Consider the following 19,303-nt stretch of genomic DNA (forward strand, 5'->3'; position numbering starts at 1 on the left):
GGGGATGCCGCTCATCCTGTCGATCCGTGTTTCGCCGCAGAGGCATGGGAAGTGCGATCTTGGAGGGAGAGAACGATGTCTGACACAATGCGTGCACGCTCGGAAACGGGACGACGGGTCGCTTGGGCGTTGCTGGCAAGCGTTTCGCTGGGCAGCTTTGCTGCGCCGAAGATCGCTTTTGCTGCAGAAGATGCTGCGGATGAGCAGGCTGCGGAAAACAGCGTGCCCAACAACATGGAAATCATCGTCACGGCCAACCGCCGCGAAGAGCGCGCACAGGACGTTCCGATCTCGATCACCGCGATCAGCGCAGAAAGCATCCGCGAACGCGGGCTTACCCAGTTGCAGGATCTGCAGGCTTCCGTGCCGTCGCTGGTCGTCGGCCCGAACGGGCAGGCTTCGCGCGACGTGATGTCGCCATCGATCCGCGGGCAGAGCGCATCGTTCCAGGGATCGCCCGCGGTCGTCGTCTACATGAACGAAGTCCCGCTGGTTTCGGCGATCACGCTTTCCGGCCAAGGTGGCCCCGGCAGTTTCGTCGACTTGCAGAACGTGCAGGTTCTGGCCGGCGCGCAAGGCACGCTGTTTGGACGAAACACCACTGGTGGCGCGATCCTGCTGACGCCGGCCAAGCCGACCGACAAGCTCGAAGGCTATGTCCAGGCCGGCTTTGGCAACTACAGCATGGTCGAGACCGAAGCGGTGCTGAACCTGCCGATCTCGGACAAGGTTCGCCTGCGGCTTGTCGGAGCCTCACGCGATCGTGACGGCTTCACGCATGATGTGAACTGGAACAAGGATCGCGACGACCAGCACTGGCGCATGGGCCGCGTCGGGCTGTGGATCGAGCCGGTGGAGGGCGTCACCAACTATACGCTGGGCTACTATGGCAAGTCGCACAGCAATGGCACGGGTTCGATCGCCAAGAACTTCAATACCAACTATTTCGTTGGCCTCGCCACGCGGCCGATCCTGGTTGCACCGGGCGTATCCCTGCCACTGGGCGCAATCGCTCCGACTTTCAATTTCTGCGGTGCAGGGACCGGCCCTGCCAATTGCAGCTACTACACCAACCTGCTCAATCAGCAGAACGCGCGCGGCATCCGCCAGACAGCGCATGGCATGGACAGCTTCGCCAAGCTGGAATCCTGGGGCATCAACAACACCACCGACATCGAACTTTCCAGCACTCTCAAGCTGCGCAACATCTTCAGCTATGCAGAACTGAAGTCGTACTACGCCAACGACCAGGATGGCACGATCGCTCCGGTCTATGATACCGGCGTGACCGTAGAGAGCCGCACCGCCCCCCGTGACTGGTACAAGCAGGTGACCGAGGAACTGCAGTTCCAGGGCACGGCGCTGAACGACAAGCTGACCTATACGGTCGGCGGCTTCTACTACAAGCAGAGCCCCCGAGGCACGATGGTGTCCTATTCGATCAACGTCTGCGGCCTGCAGTCTGTCACGGGCTGCCCCATCGGCCAGAGCCAGATCAGCGTGACCAACGAATCCAAGGCGCTCTATGCGCAGGGCTCGCTCGATTTCGGCGCGTTTTCGCCTGCGCTTGACCGCCTGCGACTGACAGCGGGCTATCGCTATACCTGGGACACCGTGGACGGATCGACCACATCGTTCAGCTATGTCCCGCTGCCGGGTGGGGCGAAGTATGTCACGGCGTGTTCGTGGAAATCGAATCCCAATCCCACGCAGCCGATCGCCGATCCGCTCAACACCTGCCTGTTCGGTGCAAGGCTGAAAAGCTCGTCGCCCAACTGGACCATCGGGCTCGACTACCGCCCGAACGACAACATCATGGTCTATGGCAAGGTCACGCGCGGCTACAAGGCCGGTGGCTTCAACAGCTATGCCGTGTTCGAGAACACCCGCACCTTCGGGCCGGAGACCGTCACCGACTACGAAGCAGGCTTCAAGACCGACTTCAACGCCGGGGGCATGCGCGGGCGGTTCAACGTCAACGGCTTCTGGCTGGACTACAAGAACATCCAGCGTGCAGCCGGGGACTTCAACCGCGCGACCGGCGGCAATGGCGCGATCACGCTGAACAATGCTTCGGCCGAGATCAAGGGCGTCGAAGTCGAGGCGATGATCCAGCCGACGCAGAACATCGAACTGGGCGGCAACTACAGCCACCTCAGCGCCAAGTACAAATCCTTCAAGTTCGATTCGAGCTCGGGCGTGTGGGATTGTACCGCGCAGTCGATCACTTCGCCCAAGGTCTTTGCCGGGGCGGACATGACCTGCCGTCCGCTGCAGTACCTCTCGCCCAACATCCTGTCGGTCTATGGCCGTTTCTCGCTGCCGGTCTCGGAAGATGTGGGCAATTTCAGCCTGTTCCTCAGCTACAACTGGACCGACAAGCAGCCGACCGCGCCGTTTTCGACCGAGCGCTTCCCGGATGGGACGATCAACGAACCGGGCGTGCTGCTGCCGAGCTATGGCCTGCTCAACGCCACGATCGACTGGAAGGGCGTGATGGGCGCGCCGGTGGACCTGAGCCTGTTCGCCACCAACATCACCAAGAAGAACTACATCATCTCGAACACGGGCATCTTCCAGACGATCGGCGCGCAGAGCGTGATCTATGGCGAGCCGCGCATGTTCGGCCTGCGCCTGCGCTACAGCTTCGGCAACTGACGAGAGAAGGAGACGGCGGCGTGACGGGAAGACTTGCTGGGCGCGCCGCCGTCATTACCGGCGGTGCCGATGGCATCGGCGAAGGCATTGCTCGCCGCTTCGCCAGGGAAGGGGCGAGCGTGGTCGTCGCAGACTACGATGCCGAGCGCGGTCCGGCGGTGGTCGAGCAGCTTTGTGCAGGCGGGGCTCAGGCGGTCTTCATCCAGTGCGATGTCTGTTCCCGTGACGATGTGTTCGCGGCGGTGGACCTGTGTGCCGAGCGGTTCGGTGCGGTCGATATCCTCGTCAACAACGCCTATCGCGGTGAGGGGCCGGTGCGGATCGAGCGCAAGACCGACGCGCGCTTCGACGATGCGCTGAAGATGTGCCTCTATGCGACCAAGTGGGCGATGGAGCGGGCACTGCCGCACATGAAGGCGCGGGGCTGGGGCCGCGTGATCAACATGGCGTCACTGAACGGCGTCAACGCACACATGGGTAGCGCAGACTACAACGTCGCCAAGGAAGCGGTGCGGGCCTATTCGCGCACGGCGGCGCGGGAATGGGCGCCCCATGGCATCTGCGTCAACGTGATCTGCCCGGCAGCAGTCTCGGCCGCCTATCGCCGCTTTGCGGAAATGGCGCCCGACGTGGCGAAGGCGACTGCCGCCGCAAACCCGATGGGCCGCATGGGCGATCCCGAGGCGGACATCGGCGGCGTCGCCCTGTTCCTCGCCAGCGAGGACGCGCGGTATCTGACCGGCAATACCCTGTTCGTAGACGGTGGCGGCCATATCAATGGCGTGCCGTGGGTGCCGGATTTCGGGGACGACTGAAGCGTCGCCTCAGTCGGCGCCACTCCAGATGATTGCCGCGTCCCCGCTGTTGGTGTGCCACAGGGCATCGCGGCGCGTTATGCGCCAGCCTTCGGGGCGCAGGGTCCAGCGGTCGATGTATTCGCCGTTCGTGTCGAATACTGGACCGCCCGTGTCACCGGGGCGCTGGTGGCGGGCCTGGACATAGGCGCGGCTGGTTGCGGTCAGGCTGCCGGGCGCAACGTCGATCGTGATGCTGCCGATCAGGTGCTGGCTTGGCCCGCAGAGATCGAGGAAGCGGCGCATGTTGGCTTCCAGCGCGGCGATCCCGGAGTGTTCGCCCAGGCCGTAGTCGAAGGTCAGGTCAGTGGCGAAGATATCTGGCAAGGCGTCCCACTGCTTTGCATCGATCACGCGCGCGAAGCGGGCGAGGCCTTCACGGATCGCGCGCTCGGCCGTCAGTTGAGCCAGGGTTCCCGATGCCGGGGGCGCAGCCGGAACCTCGTCCACAACGAACATGCGCGTGGCGGCGCGGTCGAAGACGTTCTCCTCGTCATGCGCGATCCGGGCGGCAACTTCCGGGTCCGACGCGACGGCGAGGAAAGCGTCGTAATGCGCGCGGCTGGCGAAGCGCATTTCCGTCACGCTGTCGAGGTCGATTGCGGCAACGGCGCTGCTGAAGGCGCCGTCGCGGTCGACGTAGTTGCGCCGATAGTCGGCAATGTGTGGCAGCAGCGAGCGGATCAGCGGGGCGTGGCGCGTCTCGTAATAGGCGATGAATGCCTCGCGGCTAAGGCCCTCCTTCTTGCGGAGCAGGGCGATGACCTTGACCGGCGCAGTGCTCATTCGTCCCAGTGGATGAGGTGGCTGATGTCGGTGCGTTCGTGCGGTTTGCGGCCGGTGGTCGCGAGGCGCTGGACGGAAGGTTTGCCCTTCATCTCGCTGAACTTGCGCAAGACTTCGATCACGCGATCATAATAAGTGGACTCGATCTTCCACACCCCGCCTTCGCGGCGATAGGCGTCGGTATAGATCGCCGTGCCGAAGGTGTGGGCGTCCTTCTCGAGGTCGATGAACACGTCCTGCAGATACCACAGGCCGGTGGCGCTGTTGTCGCCGGTCACGCTGATTTCGGGCATCGAGCCGATGTGCATGGCCAGCGCGCCCGAGTGGAAAGAATTGGACAGGAACTCGACCATGGCGTCACGCCCTGACAGCGAGACCTTGTATGTGCCGCCATTGTAGGTGCAGGCGACATCGGCCGTGAACAGCGCCGGCAGGGCAGCAAAATCGCCGGTATCGATAGCGCGGAAGTAGCGGTGCTTGAGCACCTTGATCTCTTCCATGTCGGAGAGCTGCTGGAGCGTGTAAGGCATTGCGGGATCAGGCTTTCTGTTCTTGTGCGTAGAGCATTTCGGCGCGGCCCTTGAGCGCGCGGGCGCTATCGTCGAACGCACGTTTTACCCACGGTCCGGCAAAGCGGAAGACGTGGATGCCATTGGCGCCGAGGAAGGCGTCGGTCGAGAAGTACCGGCATGATGCATCGCCGGTCGGTTCGATCACCTGATCGCGGCGCGCGGGGTAGGGCCAGAGATCGGAGTGGACCATCTCCCACGAGATCATGCGCTCGGGCTCGAAGGCGCAGATGTATTCGCAGTTGGGCACGAGCGTGCCGGGCACGGCATAGTTGACCAGCGTCATGTCGACCGCCGCGCCCATTTCGAGTGTGGAGGAAGCGCGCACGCAGAACGGATTCCATTCGCTGTACCGCGGCATGTCGGTGAGTACGGCCCAGACCACGCGGGCGGGGGCTGCGATCTCCACCGTCTCGCTGACGGTCACGGCATCGGGATCGAAGCCCGAAACCGGATCGTCGGCAAGGGTGGGGTGGCTCTTCATCCAGTCAAGCAACATGATCGTGCCCTCCCTTATGCCGCGACCCAGTCGCCGCCGTTGACGTCGAGCATGGCGCCGGTCACTTCCGAGGCGTAGTCAGAGAGCAGGAAGTAGACTGCCTTGGCGCAATCCGCGTCGGGCGGGATGTGGCCTACCGGGATCTCGCTGGCGCGCTGCTTGCGGAACGCTTCGGCGCCTTCGCCGAGACCCTGGATGAAGCCTTCCAATGGAGCGCCCATCATCCAGCCCATCAGCGCGGTGTTCACGCGCACGCCGGTGCCGCCGAACTCGACCGCGAGGTGGCGGGTCATGTGATTGAGCGCGCCCTTGGCCATGCCATAACCGCCTTCGCCGGGCATCGGCTTGCGGGTGCAGAGGGTGGAGATGTTGACGATGGAGCCAGCGCCTTGCGCCTTCATCGTGGGAAACACGGCCATGGCCATGCGCAGCGCGCCTGCCGCGCCGACATCGAACGCTTGCAGCACCTGGTCGATGTCATGCTCGATCAGCGGGCCCCAATCAGGGTGATAGTAGGCCGAATTGACCAGACCATCTATGCGGCCCCACTGGTCGAGCGCGGCCCTGGCTGCGGCCTGGCACTGATCCATCTGCGTCACGTCGAGCGGCACCGCGATGGCTTCGCCACCTGCCGCGACGATCTCGTGCGCCACTTCCTCGATGGCCTGCTTGGAGCGGGCGGTGACGACGACCTTGGCACCTTCCTTCGCCGCACCCCGGCACGCGGCCTGGCCCATGCCGGGCCCTGCGCCGGTGATGATGACGACCTTGTCCTTGAGGATCATGGCATTTTCTCCCGGGGGTTGGGCGGGGGTCTTATCTCCCTCTCGCCGTTTGTTTTTCAGGTCAGGCTTGCGCTTTCAGCATGTCGAGCGCGACGTCGACGATCATGTCTTCCTGTCCGCCGACCATCTTGCGGCGGCCGAGTTCGACGAGGATCGCGCGCGTATCGAGGCCGTAGGTCTCGGCAGCCTTTTCGGCATGGCGCAGGAAGCTGGAGTAGACCCCGGCATAGCCCAGTGCGAGCGTCTCGCGGTCGACACGGACGGGGCGGTCCTGCAGCGGGCGGACGAGGTCTTCGGCAGCGTCCATCAGCATCATCACGTCGCAGCCGTGGTTCCAGCCCTTGCGATCGATGGCGGCGATGAAGACTTCGAGCGGGGCGTTGCCCGCGCCCGCGCCCATGCCGGTCAGCGAAGCGTCGATGCGCACCGCGCCGCACTGCGCGGCAACGATCGAGTTGGCGACGCCGAGGCCGAGGTTGTGGTGGGCGTGCATGCCGCGCTGGGTTTCGGGCTTCAGCACGCGGTCATAGGCTTGAAAGCGCGCGCGAACGCCGTCCATGTCAAGCGCGCCGCCACTGTCGGTGACATAGACGCACTGTGCGCCGTAGCTTTCCATCAGGAGCGCCTGCTGGGCGAGGGCGTCGGGCTCGATCATGTGGCTCATCATCAGGAAGCCCGAGACGTCCATGCCAAGATCGCGGGCGATGCCGATGTGCTGCTTGCTGACGTCGGCCTCGGTGCAGTGCGTGGCGACGCGGACCGAGCGGACGCCGATGTCATAGGCGCGGCGCAGTTCCTCGACGGTGCCCACGCCGGGCAGGATCAGCGTGGTCAGCACGCACTTGTCGAGCACGTCGGCCACGGCTTCCAGCCATTCCCAATCGGTGTGCGCGCCGAAGCCGTAGTTGAAGCTGGCGCCGGAAAGGCCATCACCATGGGCGACCTCGATGGCATCGACGCCCGACTTCTCGATGGCCGAGGCAATCGCGCGGACGTGGTCGATGCCGTACATGTGCCGAACCGCGTGCATGCCGTCACGCAGCGTCACGTCCTGGATGTAGAGCTTGTCGCCGGCTTCGACGTTGAAGGTGGCAGTCATCGTCCGATCTCCTTCAGGCGGCAGCAGCGGCCATGCGGCGCGCGGCAAGCAGTTCGCCGGTGGCCTTGGCGGCGGCAGTCATGATGTCGAGATTGCCGGAGTAGCTGGGCAGGTAGTCGCCTGCGCCCTCGACTTCGAGCATGATCATCGACTTGATGCCGGTGAATTCGCCTTGCCCAGGAATCTTCAGGCGGTTGTTGTCGCCGAAGCGTTCGAACTGGACTTCCTGCTTGAGCCGGTAGCCGGGGACGTACTTCTGCACTTCGGCCACCATATCGGCCACCGACCGGCGGATGGCGTCCTCATCGCCGCCTTCGGACAGGGTGAACACGGTATCGCGCATGATCATCGGCGGTTCGGCCGGATTGAGGATGATGATCGCCTTGCCCTTGGCGGCGCCGCCCACCTGTTCGATCGCACGGGCGGTGGTGCGGGTGAACTCGTCGATGTTGGCGCGGGTGCCGGGTCCGGCCGAGCGCGAGGAGACCGACGCCACGATTTCGGCATAGTGGAGCTTGTCCGAGACGCGGGCGACGGCGGCGACCATCGGGATCGTCGCCTGACCGCCGCAAGTCACCATGTTGACGTTGGGCTGGTCGAGGTGCTGGCCCATGTTGACCGGCGGCACGGTGAAGGGACCGATGGCCGCGGGGGTAAGGTCCACCACCTGGATACCATCGGCGCGCAGAGCCTCGTCATGGACCTTGTGGGCGTAGGCGCTGGTCGCGTCGAAGGCGATGCCGATGTCCTTGTAGAGCGGGTGGGCGCGCAGGCCTTCGAGGCCTTCGTGCGTGGTGGCGATGCCGTGTTCGCGCGCCATGGCCAGGCCTTCGGACTTCTCGTCGATGCCGACGACGATCGCCAGTTCCATGTTCTGCGGGTACTTGATCATCTTCATCATCAGGTCGGTGCCGATATTGCCCGAACCGATGATCGCGGCCTTGACGCGTGCCATTCAGGTATTCCTCAAACGAAGTTGGCGACGCAGGTGCCGAGTGGCCCTGCAGCGTTGCTGAGTGTCACTTCGAAGCGATCGCCCTTCACGGCGGGCGCGAGCGGGACGAGTGAACCCGACAGGATCACGTCGCCCGCATCGAGCGTCACGCCATAGGCGCCGAGCGTGTTGGCGAGCCAAGCCACCGCCTGTGCCGGATCGCCCTGAACTGCGTGGCCATGGCCTTCGGACAGCGGTTCGCCGTTCTTGGTGACGGCCACGTGCAGATTGGGCAGGTCCAGCCCGGCGGGGTCGAGCCGTTCATTGCCGATCACGTAGACCCCGCATGAGGCGTTGTCGGACACGGTATCGACGATCTTGATGTTCCAGTTGTCGATGCGGCTGTCGACGATCTCGAAGCAGGGGGCGATGCTTTCGGTGGCTGCAAGAACGTCAGCGGCCGTGACGCCGGGGCCATTGAGGCTGCTCTTTAGGATGAACGCGATCTCGGCCTCGGCGCGCGGAGCAATCAGGGCCTTGGCGTCGATGTCGATGTCACCTTCGACATGCATCCAGTCGGTCAGGAAGCCGAAGTCGGGCTGGTGGACGCCAAGCATGTCCTGCACGGCCTTGCTGGTCACGCCGATCTTCTTGCCGACGACCTTCTCGCCATCGGCGACGCGGCGCGAAAGGAAATCGAGGTTGATGGCATAGGCATCGTCGAGCGTCAGCGAGGGGTCCTGCTCGATCAGCGGGGCGATGGTCTTGCGGGTGCGCAGGGCTTCGTAAAGCGCCGCGCCATAGTGCTGGATCTTATCGGCGGGCATTGAGGAACTCGATGGCAAAGGCGTTGAACTCGGCAGCGCGTTCGACCTGGACCCAGTGGCCGGTGCGGCCGAAAGTGATCGCGCGGACATCGGGACAATGGTCGAGGAACAGGCGCGCATGGGCTTCCGGGCAGAACTCGTCGTTCAGACCCCACAGCACGAAGACCGGCTGGGTGATTTCCGGCAGCCGCGGCGAGAGGTCGGGCGTGCGCATGCGCACCAGCACGTCCTTGGGCTGGGTGCGGGCGACGGCGAAGCGTTCCTCCACCAGGGCATCCGGGATCTTGGGGGCGAAGTCCGGGTGGACGAGGTTCGAGACGAGGCGCTTCTGCTCGGCCAGGTTGAAGTCCGGCCCCCCGAAGCTGGAGACCATCTTGGTGATGCCCGGCATTACGAAGTAGGCCTCGCGCTCGGCCACGCAGCCAGGGGCCATCAGCACCAGATTGCGGGTGAAGCCGGGGTGGTCGAGCGTCATCAGCAGGGCAATGCCGCCGCCCAGCGAATTGCCGACGAGGCTGGCGCTGGTCACGCCGTGGGCGACGAGCGCTTCGTACACGGTATCGGTGAAGAGCTGCAGCGTGTAGTCCAGCCCCTCTGGCTTGGACGAGCCGCCATAACCGATCAGGTCGGGCAGGATCACGCGGTAACCGGCGTCCACAAAAGCATCGATGTTCTGGCGGAAGTTGGACGCACCGGAGGCGCCGGGGCCGCTGCCGTGCAGGAAGACGACGGCAGGCGCGGAAGGATCGCCCGCTTCGGCAATGACAATTTCGTATCCGCCGGAGACGCGATGCGTGGTCTGGGTCAGGCTAGCCAAGGGTGGCGCTCCCATCAGAGGAAGGTGAAGGTCGGTTCCTGACCGAGCATCGCGCCGACCACGTCGAGCGTACGATTGGCCGGGTCATTGGCGACGTGTGCGCGGCCGGCGTTGAGATCGAGCCAGGGCTGGATGATCGCGCTGGACGTGTAGATCGCGCGACCGCCCAGCAGCTTGACCATGTCGTCGACCAGATCGGCCATGCGGCGCACCACGCTGGCCGAGTTGTAGGCAAACAGGGTGCGCTTCTCCATCGGGATCGGCTCGCCTGCTTCGGCCAGGGCCATCAATTCATCGAAGGTGAGGCGCAGGGTCTGCTCCATCTCCGTCACTTCGGCCTGCGCACGGGCGATGGCGGCAAGAAGAAACGGATCGTTCTTGGAAGCCTTGCCGGTGTTGGTCGAGACGCGGTTCTGGGCAATGTCCATGGCGGCAGAAATCGCAGCGCGCGCGCCGCCGAAGGCAGCGGTCGAGACCGAGCGCATGAAAACCTGGGCCCAGGGCAGGGTGTAGAGGGGCCCCGTGTTGGTCTGCTGGCCGGGGTTAGTGCAGAGATATCCGTCGATCGAACGGTGAGTACGGTGTTCGGGGACGAACACATCGTCGACGATTATGTCATGGCTGCCAGTACCCTGCAAACCGAAGACGTGCCAGCTGTCGGTGTCGATCGTATAGTCGGCGCGGGGCAACAGGAACGCGCGCATGTCGGGCACGCCGCCTTCTTCGCGCGGCGGGACCATCGCGCCCAATACGACCCACTGACAATGGACGGAGCCGGTCGAGAAGCCCCAGCGGCCCGAGAGTCGATAACCGCCTTCGACCGGGGTCACCTTGCCGACGGGCTGGTAGGAGGAGGACACGAGGGTGGAGGTGTCCTCGCCCCAGACCTCGGCCTGCGCTTCTTCGTGAAAGAGCGCGATTTCATAAGGATGGCAGCCGACCACGCCGTACATCCAGCCGGTGGACATGCAACCTTCGGCAAGTGCCCGCTGCACATCGTAGAAGACGTTGGGGTGCATTTCGTAGCCGCCCCAGCGCTTGGGCTGAAGGATGCGGAAGAAACCAGCCTCACGGAATTCGGCAATGGATTGCGCCGGAACGTCACGCCCGGCGACGCATTCGGCCGCGCGCTGGCGCAAGGCAGGGATCATGGCCCTTGCCCGGGCGACGAGCTCTTCGCCCGACGGGATCGAGCTTTCGAGCGAAATTGCAGCTGCGCTGGCCATGAGCGGCCTCTCCTCCGGTACGACTTTCGACTCACACACTGCTTTACGTGGCAATGCATTCGTAAAAAGATATCGCAACAGATACGCAAATCGTCAATCAAAAAGCATATCGGCTTTTGATATTGATAAAATTGCGGCTCATTGCACATGGAGGACTTGCGACATCCACACGGCGTGCGTGCATGGGCATCACCTCGGGGAGTGTATGCCAGGTCGCGTTGTGGCCGCAGACGTCCTTCCTGATGCCCCTCCCCGCCTTGCCAGTGCCCGACGGCCCATGAACCTTTTCAACCAACACAAATTGCGCAGACAATGTAGATAATTTTTGCGAGAAGCGCCATGCATGATCTCAACAGCAAAGCAGTTGCGTATGATTCGCAGCCAAAAGGAAGGCGGAGAGGGGCAGCGCGATGATGTCGCTTCAGGAAATCTCGGACAGGCTGGAAATACAGGACCTCTTCGCGCGCTATTGCTTCGCAATCGACGAACGGGACTGGGACGCGCTTGACCGTGTGTTCACGCCAGACGCGCAGATCGATTACTCCGAAACCGGAGGCGCCGCGGGTACTTTCGCGCAGATCAAGGCGTGGTTGCCGGTGGCGCTGGATCGCTTTCCGATGTTCCAGCACATGGTGGCGACGACCAAGCTTGACCTTGACGGCGACACCGCCCGGGCGCGCACGATCCTGTTCAACCCGATGGTCCATCGCAGCGCGGTGGGCGAGGAGCAGGTCTTCTTCATCGGTCTTTGGTATCGTGACAGGCTGGTCCGCACGCCCGATGGCTGGCGCATTGCCGAGCGCCACGAGGACATGGCGTGGTCGCACAACGTGCCGCCGATGGGCCCCGTGCCCGAGATCCCTGCAAACTGAGGAGCGCCTGCCGATGTTGCGCATTTCCGTGCCCGCCGAAGCGGCCAGCGATCCCTATGGCCATGCCGCGCGAACCCATGCGCGCGAGATCATGGCCGCTGCAGCCGGATTCTCCTTTGCCGTCTATCGCGAGACCCGGCTCTCGCTACGCGAGTTCGAGGCGGCGCGCATGCGCACGGCGCAGATCAACGGTTGCATGATCTGCCAGGACTTCCGCGCGGCGCGCGATGCGGAAATCACCTTCTCGGTTGGTGGCGAGATGCCCGAGCGGCTGGTGACGGCAAACGGCCCGGCGCCCGACGAGGCGTTCTATGCGGCGGTGGAGAACTGGCAGGACTCCGGGTTGTTTTCACCGCGGGAGCGGCTGGCCATCGCCTTTGCCGAGCGCTTCGGCACGGACCCGAAAGGACTGGCGGCGGACGAGGATTTCTGGACCGGGATGCACGAAGCCTTCAGCGATGGCGAGATCGTCGATCTGGCGCATTGCGTGGCGGCATGGGTCGGCCTTGGCCGCGTGGCGCATGTCCTTGGGTTTGACACCGTTTGCCTGGCCACAAATCCATCAGGCAGGGAATCGGCATGAGCGTGAGTGACGAGAGGCTGGGCACGCCCGGGACGGGTGTGGTGATCACCGGCGGGGCATCGGGCATCGGCCTGGCCACTGCCCATGCCTTGGCCGAAGTGGGGCGCCCGGTGGCGCTGTGGGACATCAATGCCGAAGGCGCCCACGCTGCCGCGGCCGACATCGCGGCGCGATATGGCGTGGCGGCGGTGGGCCTCGCGGTGGACTTGCGCAAACCGCAGGCGGTTGCCCCGGCCTCAATCGAAACGCGCGCTGCGCTTGGCAGCATTGGCGGTATCGTCCACGGTGCGGGCACGGCGGTGCAGACCGGAATTGGCGGGGTCACGCCCGAGAACTTCGACGCCGGAATGGCGCTGCACGTGCGCGCAGTGATCGAACTGGTTCAGGCTTTCCGCGATGACCTGAAGGCGCATCCGGGCGGCGCGGTGGTGGCAATCTCTTCGATCAACGCATGGTTCGGCAACGGAATGATCCCGATCTATACGGCGGCCAAGGGCGCGGTCATATCGCTGGTGCGGTCCATGGCCGACGAGCTTGCGCACGATGGCATCCGCATCAACGCCCTGAGCCCCGGCATGATCGACACGCCGATCCTTGGCGAGATGCGAGACGGGATGGCGCAGATCTACGGTCCGCGCATATTCCCTGGCCGGTTCGGCAAGCCCGAAGAGATCGCGACGACGATCCGCTTTCTCCTGTCGGATGAAGCCAGCTATATCACCGCCGCGGAGATTGTCGTCGATGGTGGCATCCGCCATTCGCAACGGCCTTGAAGGAGTTTTTGACACGATGCGTTCGGTAATCGTTACAGGTGGCTTTGGCGTGCTGGGGCGCGCCGTGGCGCAGGCGTTCCGCGACAATGGCGACAAGGTGGCGCGGATCGATTTTGCGCCCTCGGCGCCGGACGCGAACCCTGGCGGGCTCGACATCGGCGGTGTGGACTTGACCGATGCCGCTGCCGCAGCGGCGGCGGTAGAGCAAGTCAAGGCGGCGCTGGGCGGCATTGCCGTTCTGGTGAACGTGGCGGGCGGTTTCGTGTGGCAGACGCTCGCCGATGGCGGTCCCGAGACCTGGGCAAGGATGTTCGCGATGAACGCGACCACCTGCGTGACCATGACCAAGGCTGCGCTGCCGACCCTGAGCGCGACGCCGGGCGCGGCGATCGTCAACATCGGCGCGGGCAGCGCGCTGGTGGCAGGCGGCGGGATGGGGGCCTATGCCGCATCCAAGCAGGCCGTCCACAAGCTGACCGAGAGCCTTGCCGCCGAGCTTGCCGGGACGGACTGCACGGTCAACGCCGTGCTGCCGAGCATCATCGACACGCCGACGAACCGGGCCGACATGCCCGACGCCGACTTTTCGCAGTGGGTGCAACCGGCCTCGCTGGCCAAGGTCATCGTGTTCCTGGCATCGCCCGGCGCACGCAACCTGAGCGGGGCCCTGATCCCGGTATCGCGCGGGGGCTAACCCTACATGCCCTGCAGGAGTGCGCGGGCTGCCTGCGCACCATCGAGCAGGGCGTTTTCGCGCCGCACTGCCCGCCAGCCCTTCGCGGTGCGGCGGAACGACCAGCGGTTGGCCGAGACGCGGTGGACCACAAAGCTGCCTGCTTCGTGGCGCAGCACCAAGGAATGACAGCGCGCAGTGGCGACATCGCCTGCGACAGTGACGGCAGCAGGGCCAAGGAGATGGGCGCAACCATCGGCCATGAGCTGGCGGTGGACCGGGCCCTCGATCAGCGCGGCGATTTCGGCATGGCCCCTGGCCGTGGCAAAGCCGGTGACGATATATTCGCCATCCTCGGTCCAGAGCTCGGCAAGGGCCTGGGCATCGCCTGCATCGGCAAGCGGTCCGTAGCGCGCGACAAGCTCTCGCACAGCTTCGCGATCTTCAAGAGCAGTGAGGCGGGCAGAGAAATCGGTGGCTTCCGGCATTGGCTTGGTGCTTTCACGCAAACGGAGTGAGGCCGCCGAGCACCTCGCGAACAAGGTCGCCCTGTCCGCGCGTCCCGGTCTTGGCGTAGATGCGCTTGGAATAGTTTCGTGCGGTCTCGTCGGTCAGGCGCAGGGCACGCCCCGCTTCGATGATCGTCTCGCCGCGGCTCAGCTTCTCTGCAAGCGCGGCTTCGCGGTCGGACAGGCCGTGCAGTTCACGCAGGATGCGGGTTCCCGCGCGCTCATCCTCGCGGACGGAGGTGCGGAGCGTACCGATCACGGCGGGCAGGGCGTGTGGTTCGGGCAGGGCAAGGTCGCACTTGCGCAGGAGCATGTGCAGGTCACGCGCAGGATCAAGCAGGATCGCGGTCGCTTCGATATGGCCCTCGGCGATGGCGCTGCAAGCCTTTTCGAGCGCGCTGCTGGCAGCGGGCAGGAGCTGCAGCCGTCGCCCACCACGGGGATCCGGGGCGGGAGCGAAGGTCAGCATTCGCTCGGCCTGCGGGTCGGTTGCCATGACCCGTCCGCCTGCATCAAAAGCCAGCTGACCCGCGCCGAGCCGAGCAAGGGCTGCTTGTGCCATCGCGGTCTGCAAGCGCTGTTCGGCAAGTGCGGCGAGCGTGCGCAGCGAAGCGGCAAGGTGCGGGCCGATGGCGGCAAGGGTGGAAACGGCAGCAGAGCTGAAATCCTCACGCTCGCGCACCAGCAGCAGCCACGCATCGGCCGCACCGCCGGCGCTTACGCGGAGCCAGCGCCCGTAGCGAATGCCCATCTCGGCCAGAGCGCTGCGCTGGAGGGCAAGGCGCGCGGGATCGTCAAAATCGAGCATCTCGTCGATCGCATAGACACGGCCTGGCCGCAGCTGGCCATAGGGGTGCAGGCCGAGTGCGTTGATGCGGCGGAAGTCGAGTTGACGCTCCCTCACCGCGCGGGGCGCGGTGACATGGATGACGGTCGGCTCCTGCGAAGGCATGGCATTGGCCAGGGTAATGATGAGGAAAGCGCGGCGCGCATATGTGCGGGCGACGAGATTGCGCATGAACGCGCCCCACGGCGGCGTTTCGTGAACACCCTCGACAAGCGGCAGGAAAAGCTCCTGCTGGTCCGTATGCGTGAATGCCACCGTTTCCTCCCATATGGGAGCTTTGGTTTAGGGGCGAACGGCTGAATTGCAAGCCGAGCCTGAGGGAGCTTCTCCGAATGACTGATGCCGTGACGCCTTCTGCCGCGATGACCGATGCAGAACTTGCAGCCCATCTTGCCCAAGTGGCGGGAAAGCTGCTGCTGACAGTGCGCGAAAGCGGAATGCTCAGCCTCAAGAAGCTGGGCAAGGCCGGCGATGCCACGGCCAATCAGTTCCTCGTCCACGCCCTGCGCGAACAGCGGCCGGAAGATGGCCTGCTTTCGGAGGAGGAAAAGGACAACCTTGACCGGCTGCAGTATTCGCGCACCTGGATCGTCGATCCGGTCGATGGCACGCGCGAATATGGCGAGGCGCGGACCGACTGGGCGGTGCATGTCGGCCTGGCCATTGACGGCGTGGCAAGCACAGGCGCGGTGGCGTTGCCAGGCGCGAACGGGGGTGCCGGGATCGTCCTGCGCACCGACCAGCCTCGCGAAGTGCCGCCCGCGCCCGAAACCTTGCGCATGGTCGTCAGTCGCACGCGCCCGGCGTACGAAGCGGTGGCCGTGGCCGAGGCCATCGGGGCCGAGCTCGTGCCGATGGGCAGCGCCGGGGCCAAGGCGATGGCCGTTATCCTTGGCGATGCCGATATCTATCTTCATTCGGGCGGCCAGTTCGAATGGGATTCCTGCGCGCCCGTCGCAGTCGCCTTGGCGCATGGCCTGCATTGCAGCCGCATCGATGGAAGCCCGCTCGTCTACAACAAGGCTGACACATACATGCCTGACCTGCTGATCTGCCGTAAGGAACATGCCGAAATGGTCCTATCCCGGATAAAGGCTGTTCAGCGCGCTTGATGGGCAATTGCCAGACATCCAAATAGAAGGCAGGTAATCCCCTCAATTTCAGGGGGTTTGCGTGCGCAATAGATTCGCGCTGTTCGTTGTCGGTCTTCTTGCCACTACTGCACCGGCACTTGCCGGAGAGACCGTCCTTTACGGCCCAGCGCCGAAATGGGCCGAAGTGCGCGATGCTGCAAAGATCGACACCGCGGCGAATACCCCGATCGCCCTGCTCGACGTGCAGCAGCGTATCGAAGGCGAGACGCTGCGAGTCTATGTCGATCAGGCCTTCAAGCTGGGGAGCCCGGAATCGCTGACACAGAGCGGCACGAGTTCAGCGGTGTGGATGCCCGACAAGGGCGATCTGACAGTTCATCGCGTCGAGATTCTCCGCGCGGGCAAGGTGATCGACGTGCTCAAGGGCGGCGCGCGCTATCAGGTGTTGCGACGGGAGCGAGGGCTGGAGCAGCGCCAGATCGACGGCATGTTGACCGCCACTCTCGCCATTCCCGGGCTGCAGGTCGGCGATGTGGTGCGGATTGCCTATAGCCAGACCATGCGCGACAAGGCGTTGCAGGGGAAAGTGCAGATCGACAGCGGTCTCTTGACCCTGCCGCTCGAGGCAGGCTTTGCACGCACCAGCGTTTCCTGGCCCGAAGGCCTCGCGGTAAAGTGGCAGGCGGGCCCGTCGGCCGGCAGCCCGACCGAAAGTGTCAAGGACGGCTGGCACACCGTGAACGTGGCGCTGCCACTGGCAAAGCGAGAGGAGATGCCGCAAGGCGTGCCATCGCGCTTTACCCTGCCGCCCACGCTGGAAGCCACCACGTTCGGCAGCTGGGAAGAAGTCTCGCGGGTGTTCGCACCGCTTTATTCGACGAAGGACGCGATTGCGCCAGGCAGCCCGCTGGCAGCAGAAGTCGCCAAGATCGAGAAGCAGAGCGCGGACCCGCTGACCCGCGCAGCTCTGGCCACACGGTTGGTACAGGATCAGGTCAGCTATCTGCTGAACGGCATGGCCGGCGGGAACTACGTGCCGCAAGCCCCTTCGCTGACCTGGACCTCGCGCTACGGCGATTGCAAGGCGAAATCCCTGCTTCTGCTCTCCTTGCTTGAAGCCTTGGGGATCAAGGCAGAGGTCGTTGCCGTCAATAGCCAGACGGGCGATGCCGTGCCGGAATCGCTGCCGATGCCCGCAGCGTTCGACCATGTCATCGTGCGCGCCGAGATCGCAGGGACGACCTATTGGCTCGACGGTACTGCAACCGGCACGCGGCTGCAGACGCTGGCCGATGTCCCTCCGTTCCGTCATGCGCTGCCGATCCGGGCTGAAGGCGCAACGCTCGTGGCGATGGAACCGCGCGTGCCCCAGGCACCGATGGCCTCCGTGAAGATCACGATCGATCAGCGCGCCGGGGTCGAGATGCCGGCCTTGATCTCGGCGACTTCGACTTTTTCAGGGATGCTGGGCAGCAACCTTGGTGCCGCGTTCGGGCAGGCCAGCGAAGAACAGAAGAAGCAGATGATCAAATCCCTGGCGGACTCGATCTTCAAGGACCTGACCGACGACGGCGGCATCATCACTGGCGGGACAACCGCGTTCGACAGCGAGACCGGGACGGCCACCGTTACCATCGAAGGCATGGTCATTTCCCTGTTTCTGGACCGCGATGGCACCAAGCGCATGGACATGCGCGGCCTGGGCAGTGCCAGCGCCTCCTTCGACCACGATCGCAGCCGGGCAAACTGGAAGGCGATCCCCGTCAACCTTGGCCGCGCGGAGCGAGTGCGAGAGGAGATCGAAGTTCTGCTCCCGGCTGACGAGCCGGGTTTCAAGTTGGGCGGAAGGGCCGAATACGAGGCAACTTTCGCTGGAACGACCGTGACCCGGAAGGGGGCGCTCGAAGGTCAGCGCTTCACCATCAGCGAAGAGCGCGCCTCGCTTGGCGGTGAACTGCCCGCTTCGGAGATACCCGTGGAAAAGGCAAAGGCGCTGCGCCTGCGCAACACGGTGCCATTCCTTGTTGCCCCTGTGACCGCAGCCCGCGCATGGCGCTATCAGCAGCCAGCGCTGAAGGCGCGCATCGCGCCGATCGAGGCAGCCTACGAAAAGGCGCTGGCGCGGGAAACCGGCGATGCGCAGAGCGATCCCTTGGCGCGCCGTGCCGATCTGCGGGAATCCGTGCAAGATCTGGATGGGGCGCTGGCCGACTGGGACAAGGTAATCGCTATGGCGCCCGATGCCTGGACCTACGGCAGGCGCGCCTTCACCAAGCGGCAGATGGGTCGTTGGGCCGATGCGATCGCGGATCATCGTGAGGCGTTGAAGCTGGCGCCATCGGTCTCCAACGCCATCTCACTGGCTGGTGCCCTCGGCCGCGAAGGCAAGACTGACGAGGCGCTGGCCCTGCTCACCGAATACGACGACATGGGCGACGAACACACCGGCGTCGTCCTGACCCGTGCGGACATTCTGGCTTTCGCAGGGAAGGGGGTAGACGGTCTGAAGGAGATCGACGGGCTGATTGAGGAGAAGCCCGGAGACACGTCGCTGCTCAATGCTGCTTGCTGGTATCGGGCACGTTTCCGGGTGGATTCCGACGGTATGATCAAGGCTTGCAACCAGGCGGTCGAACGGGCTTCCAATGCTGCCGCCGTGCTGGACAGCCGGGCACTGGCCTGGTTGGCGCAAGGCAACCTGCAAAACGCGTTGGCCGACGTCGAAGCTGCTCTGAAGATCTCGCCGTCCCAACTCGCGTCGCTTTATCTGAGGGCCTGGATCGGCAACGCCATGGGCAAGCCGGATGCGAAGGCCGATCTTGCCTACTTTCGCAAGGTCGCGCCGGGTTTGGTGCAGGATTACGCGCGCTACGGCTTGAAGTAACGCGCAAGCCTGTC

19 protein-coding genes are annotated in these 19,303 nt (G+C 64.5%); 8 read left to right on the forward strand and 11 right to left on the reverse strand.

What is annotated here, in order from left to right:
* Nucleotides 1-75: 75 nt before the first annotated feature.
* Both IM701_RS15550 and IM701_RS15555 read left to right on the forward strand, forming a co-directional pair.
* On the forward strand, nucleotides 76-2,658 hold the full coding sequence (locus IM701_RS15550; protein ID WP_193828679.1) for a TonB-dependent receptor: 2,583 nt from the start codon (nucleotides 76-78) through the stop codon (nucleotides 2,656-2,658).
* Nucleotides 2,659-2,678: 20 nt separating this feature from the next.
* A complete protein-coding gene (locus IM701_RS15555) occupies nucleotides 2,679-3,473 on the forward strand; it encodes an SDR family NAD(P)-dependent oxidoreductase (protein WP_193828680.1) in 795 nt (264 codons plus the stop codon).
* Between the two features lie 9 nt (nucleotides 3,474-3,482).
* Here the strand turns inward: IM701_RS15555 and IM701_RS15560 are convergent, their stop codons facing one another.
* From IM701_RS15560 to IM701_RS15600, 9 genes are all read right to left on the reverse strand, one after another.
* Nucleotides 3,483-4,298, reverse strand: coding sequence for a nuclear transport factor 2 family protein (locus IM701_RS15560; protein WP_193828681.1), 816 nt, complete (start codon nucleotides 4,296-4,298; stop codon nucleotides 3,483-3,485).
* Nucleotides 4,295-4,828: a nuclear transport factor 2 family protein gene (locus tag IM701_RS15565; protein WP_039334544.1), complete on the reverse strand. Its 534-nt coding sequence runs from the start codon at nucleotides 4,826-4,828 to the stop codon at nucleotides 4,295-4,297. Before IM701_RS15565 ends, IM701_RS15560 begins: the two co-directional genes overlap by 4 nt.
* A gap of 7 nt (nucleotides 4,829-4,835) precedes the next feature.
* Entirely contained in the window at nucleotides 4,836-5,366 is a 531-nt protein-coding gene (locus IM701_RS15570; protein ID WP_039334692.1) for an SRPBCC domain-containing protein, read from the reverse strand.
* A gap of 14 nt (nucleotides 5,367-5,380) precedes the next feature.
* Complete coding sequence (locus tag IM701_RS15575) at nucleotides 5,381-6,151, reverse strand: SDR family oxidoreductase (protein WP_039334546.1); 771 nt, start codon at nucleotides 6,149-6,151, stop codon at nucleotides 5,381-5,383.
* Nucleotides 6,152-6,212: 61 nt separating this feature from the next.
* Nucleotides 6,213-7,250, reverse strand: a complete 1,038-nt coding sequence (dmpG, locus tag IM701_RS15580) for a 4-hydroxy-2-oxovalerate aldolase (protein WP_062343355.1) — start codon at nucleotides 7,248-7,250, stop codon at nucleotides 6,213-6,215.
* A gap of 13 nt (nucleotides 7,251-7,263) precedes the next feature.
* A complete protein-coding gene (locus IM701_RS15585) occupies nucleotides 7,264-8,205 on the reverse strand; it encodes an acetaldehyde dehydrogenase (acetylating) (RefSeq protein WP_039334548.1) in 942 nt (313 codons plus the stop codon).
* 11 nt (nucleotides 8,206-8,216) lie between these two features.
* On the reverse strand, nucleotides 8,217-9,011 hold the full coding sequence (locus IM701_RS15590) for a fumarylacetoacetate hydrolase family protein (protein ID WP_193828682.1): 795 nt from the start codon (nucleotides 9,009-9,011) through the stop codon (nucleotides 8,217-8,219).
* Complete coding sequence (locus IM701_RS15595; RefSeq protein WP_230487907.1) at nucleotides 8,998-9,828, reverse strand: alpha/beta fold hydrolase; 831 nt, start codon at nucleotides 9,826-9,828, stop codon at nucleotides 8,998-9,000. The genes IM701_RS15590 and IM701_RS15595 overlap by 14 nt, the downstream gene beginning before the upstream one ends.
* 14 nt (nucleotides 9,829-9,842) lie before the next feature.
* On the reverse strand, nucleotides 9,843-11,054 hold the full coding sequence (locus IM701_RS15600) for an acyl-CoA dehydrogenase family protein (protein WP_193828684.1): 1,212 nt from the start codon (nucleotides 11,052-11,054) through the stop codon (nucleotides 9,843-9,845).
* 410 nt (nucleotides 11,055-11,464) lie between these two features.
* Between IM701_RS15600 and IM701_RS15605 the strand changes: the two genes are divergently transcribed.
* From IM701_RS15605 to IM701_RS15620, 4 genes are read left to right on the forward strand one after another with little or no spacing between them, the layout of a single operon-like run.
* On the forward strand, nucleotides 11,465-11,926 hold the full coding sequence (locus IM701_RS15605) for a nuclear transport factor 2 family protein (protein ID WP_039334555.1): 462 nt from the start codon (nucleotides 11,465-11,467) through the stop codon (nucleotides 11,924-11,926).
* Between the two features lie 13 nt (nucleotides 11,927-11,939).
* Nucleotides 11,940-12,509: a carboxymuconolactone decarboxylase family protein gene (locus IM701_RS15610; protein WP_193828685.1), complete on the forward strand. Its 570-nt coding sequence runs from the start codon at nucleotides 11,940-11,942 to the stop codon at nucleotides 12,507-12,509.
* On the forward strand, nucleotides 12,506-13,282 hold the full coding sequence (locus IM701_RS15615; RefSeq protein WP_193828686.1) for an SDR family NAD(P)-dependent oxidoreductase: 777 nt from the start codon (nucleotides 12,506-12,508) through the stop codon (nucleotides 13,280-13,282). Before IM701_RS15610 ends, IM701_RS15615 begins: the two co-directional genes overlap by 4 nt.
* A 16-nt stretch (nucleotides 13,283-13,298) precedes the next feature.
* Nucleotides 13,299-13,976: an SDR family NAD(P)-dependent oxidoreductase gene (locus IM701_RS15620; protein WP_193828687.1), complete on the forward strand. Its 678-nt coding sequence runs from the start codon at nucleotides 13,299-13,301 to the stop codon at nucleotides 13,974-13,976.
* Between the two features lie 2 nt (nucleotides 13,977-13,978).
* On the opposite strand, the gene IM701_RS15625 is transcribed toward IM701_RS15620, so the two are convergent.
* A complete protein-coding gene (locus tag IM701_RS15625; RefSeq protein ID WP_193828688.1) occupies nucleotides 13,979-14,443 on the reverse strand; it encodes a nuclear transport factor 2 family protein in 465 nt (154 codons plus the stop codon).
* Between the two features lie 13 nt (nucleotides 14,444-14,456).
* Nucleotides 14,457-15,566: a hypothetical protein gene (locus IM701_RS15630; protein ID WP_039334563.1), complete on the reverse strand. Its 1,110-nt coding sequence runs from the start codon at nucleotides 15,564-15,566 to the stop codon at nucleotides 14,457-14,459.
* Between the two features lie 107 nt (nucleotides 15,567-15,673).
* Here IM701_RS15630 and IM701_RS15635 point away from each other — a divergent pair, with 107 nt between their 5' ends.
* Both IM701_RS15635 and IM701_RS15640 read left to right on the forward strand, forming a co-directional pair.
* The gene (locus tag IM701_RS15635) at nucleotides 15,674-16,423 is read left to right on the forward strand and encodes a 3'(2'),5'-bisphosphate nucleotidase CysQ (RefSeq protein WP_370584377.1); all 750 of its coding nucleotides are present in this window, start codon (nucleotides 15,674-15,676) and stop codon (nucleotides 16,421-16,423) included.
* A 61-nt stretch (nucleotides 16,424-16,484) separates the two neighbouring features.
* The gene (locus IM701_RS15640; RefSeq protein ID WP_193828690.1) at nucleotides 16,485-19,289 is read left to right on the forward strand and encodes a DUF3857 domain-containing protein; all 2,805 of its coding nucleotides are present in this window, start codon (nucleotides 16,485-16,487) and stop codon (nucleotides 19,287-19,289) included.
* The last annotated feature ends 14 nt before the right edge of the window (nucleotides 19,290-19,303 follow it).

Source organism: Novosphingobium sp. ES2-1 (assembly GCF_015169775.1).
GTDB classification, from domain to species: domain Bacteria; phylum Pseudomonadota; class Alphaproteobacteria; order Sphingomonadales; family Sphingomonadaceae; genus Novosphingobium; species Novosphingobium subterraneum.